Genomic DNA, 2,937 nt, shown 5'->3' with positions numbered 1-2,937 from the left:
TAATGTGGGGCTTTATGAGTACAGAAAGTTTTATCCCCATGAGCTTTCAGGAGGCATGAAGCAGAGAGTGGCCATCTCCAGGGCCAGGGCCATAAACCCTGAAATCGTGCTTATGGATGAGCCCTTTGCCGCCTTGGATGCCATTACCCGTAACCGGCTCCAGTGGGGCCTTTATAAGATTTCCCGTCGGGAAAAGGTCACCGTCATGTTTGTGACTCACAACATTCAGGAGGCAATTACCTTGGGATCGCGCGTACTTATCATGAATAGTAATGGGGAAATTGTAGTTGATGAACAAAATCCGCTGCAGCAGCCTGTAAGACCGTCTACCCCAGGGTATGGCGAGCTGTGGGACAGGTATTCAAGAATACTGCAGGGGGAAGAAGGATAAATTGTTGGGCAACCACAGTGGATGCTTTCAGTGGGTGCAACAAAAAAGGAGCAGAATCATGTCGTTAATAAGCGCGGACAAGCCGTTCATCATAGCTGAAATGAGCGGCAATCACAATCAATCATTGGAGCGGGCACTGAAAATAGTGGAGGCGGCAGCAGAAACCGGTGTTGATGCAATAAAGATACAGACCTACACCGCTGATACCTTGACTATTGATAAGGATACTGACGAGTTCTGTATATCCAATCCAAAAAGCCTGTGGTATGGGGAATCATTATACAGCTTGTATAAGAAGGCCTACACTCCTTGGGATTGGCAGGAGAAAATATTTCGCCATGCCGAAGAGCTGGGGCTGATATGCTTCAGTACGCCATTTGATGATACGGCGGTGGATTTTTTGGAAGGGATTGGTTGTCCGATTTACAAGGTTGCTTCCTTCGAGAATGTTGATTTGCCTCTTATCCGCAAGGTAGCGAAGACCGGCAAGCCCATGATTGTTTCCACTGGTATGGCCAAGGTAGCAGAGCTGGATGAAATGGTCCGTATGGCCAGGGAAAATGGCTGCAGTGATCTCACTCTTTTGAAGTGTACCAGCAGCTATCCTGCTACGCCTGAGGGCAGCAATTTGCGTACGATTCCGCATATGAAGGAGCTCTTTAAATGTCGGGTAGGTCTGTCTGACCATACTTTGGGAATTGGGGCTGCTGTTGCCAGTATAGCCCTGGGATCCATGGTTATAGAAAAGCATTTCACCCTGTCTCGGGCAGATGGGGGAGTGGATAGTGCATTTTCACTGGAGCCTGAGGAAATGAAGCTGCTGGTAAGGGAGTGCAATACTGCCTACAAGGCCTTGGGGGATATTTCCTACGATGCCCAAAAGCAGGAATCCCTGCAGACAAGGCGCAGTCTTTATATTGTTGAAGATATGAAAAAAGGTGATATACTTACTGAGAAGAACCTTCGCAGTATCAGGCCCGGGCTGGGACTGTTGCCTAAGTATTATGATGTACTGCTGGGCAAGAGGGTAAACAGGGATATCCCGCGGGGCACTGGTCTCAGTTGGGATTTTATTGAGTAAAACCACTGGATATGGTTTTGTATTACTTTAATGTGAGGAGAGCATGTTGAAGAATGAAAGCTTATACCTGCGGGTGGCCGATGAAAATGACAAGTTATTGCTGTTTGAGTGGTCCAACGACCCGGAGGTAAGGAAAAATTCCTTTAATACGGACAGTATTTCCTTGCCGGAGCATGAACAATGGTTGAAAAATGCCCTGGCAGATGGGAATACATTGATATATATACTGATGGAGAAGGATATTCCTGTTGGCCAGGTAAGGCTGGTCCATGGGGATTGTTGGCAGGTGAATTACAGTATAGCAGCCGGCTGCAGGGGCAAGGGCTATGGGAAAAGGATTATCCATATGGCTGAAAATGAGCTGATTCAGGCAGGTCATGCCAAGGAAAGGCTGTATGCTGAAGTCAGACCGGATAATGTTGCTTCCCAGCGGATTTTTTTGGGCTTGGGATACAGACAAATGGCCTGTGATAAAGACGCTTATGCATATGAAAAGGTGATCGGCAGCTCATGAGGGTTCCTCTGATGCAGTAAGTCCTGCATGTCAGCAGGGGCAGTCTCAATTGTGTGGCTGTTTATCAATAATCAGTAAATTAACCTGGGCTGATGACTTTTGGAGTCAGCATGTTTGGGGTGCAGTTGAGCCCCGGGCCAGGAAAAATAAATGGACAAGGAGTTGTAGTCGAATGCAGAATTTTAGCAAATCTGAGGAATTATTAAAGAGAGAGCTCAAGGTGTCTCCTTTGGCGGCACAGACCTATAGTAAATCTTACCGTTATTTTTGTCAGGGAATAGCCCCAAGCTATATGGATCATGGTGAGGGCTGTTATATATATGATGTGGATGGCAACAAATTCATTGATTATATGTGTGCCCTTGGGCCGATTACCGTTGGATATAACAATCCGGAGGTAAACAAGGCTGTTATTGAGCAGGTAAACAAGTTTGCCAGTGGGTCCCTCCAGTCTGAGCTTGAGGTGGAGCTGGCAGAAAAGCTTTGTGATATAGTACCTTGTGCAGAGATGGTCAGGTTTGTTAAAAATGGTGGAGATGCTACCACTGCTGCTATCCGTCTTGCCCGTGCCTATACCGGCCGTGAGGTGGTATTGATGTCCGGGTATCATGGCATGCATGACTGGTCCATAGGTGCTTCGGCCAACCATAAGGGTGTGCCTGAAGCAGTGCGCAAGCTGACTGTTAATTTTAAATACAATGATCTGGCTGATTTAGAGGGTAAATTGAAGCAGCATGAGGTGGCAGCTGTTATTTTGGAGCCTATTCAGAGCAACGGTCCTCAGGAGGGATATCTCCAGGGGGTAAAGGAGCTGGCCCATAAATATGGCGCAATCCTTATTTTTGATGAGGTGGTATCCGGCTTCCGTTATGCTCTGGGCGGTGGTTCTGAGTATGCAGGGGTTGTGCCTGATATGGCTGCCTTTGGTAAGGGCATGGCCAATGGGTATCC

4 protein-coding genes are annotated in these 2,937 nt (G+C 47.4%); all 4 read left to right on the top strand.

All coding sequences use genetic code 11. The features are described from left to right. Positions 1 to 391, top strand: a 391-nt coding sequence (locus K6C05_RS10290) for an ATP-binding cassette domain-containing protein (protein WP_296734419.1), incomplete at its 5' end; no start/stop codon positions are given. A gap of 58 nt (positions 392 to 449) precedes the next feature. Next, positions 450 to 1,472 carry a pseudaminic acid synthase gene (gene pseI / locus K6C05_RS10285; RefSeq protein ID WP_296734417.1) on the top strand — a complete coding sequence of 341 codons (1,023 nt, stop codon included), beginning with the start codon at positions 450 to 452 and terminating at the stop codon, positions 1,470 to 1,472. 43 nt (positions 1,473 to 1,515) lie between these two features. After that, positions 1,516 to 1,986 carry a GNAT family N-acetyltransferase gene (locus tag K6C05_RS10280; protein ID WP_296734415.1) on the top strand — a complete coding sequence of 157 codons (471 nt, stop codon included), beginning with the start codon at positions 1,516 to 1,518 and terminating at the stop codon, positions 1,984 to 1,986. 172 nt (positions 1,987 to 2,158) lie between these two features. Next, positions 2,159 to 2,937 (top strand): aminotransferase class III-fold pyridoxal phosphate-dependent enzyme (locus tag K6C05_RS10275; protein ID WP_296734413.1); only part of this gene is annotated, 779 nt, incomplete at its 3' end.

The organism is Anaerovibrio sp. (assembly GCF_024697385.1).
Taxonomy (GTDB): domain Bacteria; phylum Bacillota; class Negativicutes; order Selenomonadales; family Selenomonadaceae; genus Anaerovibrio.
This window is presented reverse-complemented; position numbering and strand designations above follow the sequence as displayed.

Bases quoted from the DNA above. Each gene is read 5' to 3' on its own strand.
- pseI (WP_296734417.1), top strand. From the start codon at position 450: ATGTCGTTAATAAGCGCGGACAAGCCGTTCATCATAGCTGAAATGAGC.
- K6C05_RS10280 (WP_296734415.1), top strand. From the start codon at position 1,516: ATGTTGAAGAATGAAAGCTTATACCTGCGGGTGGCCGATGAAAATGAC.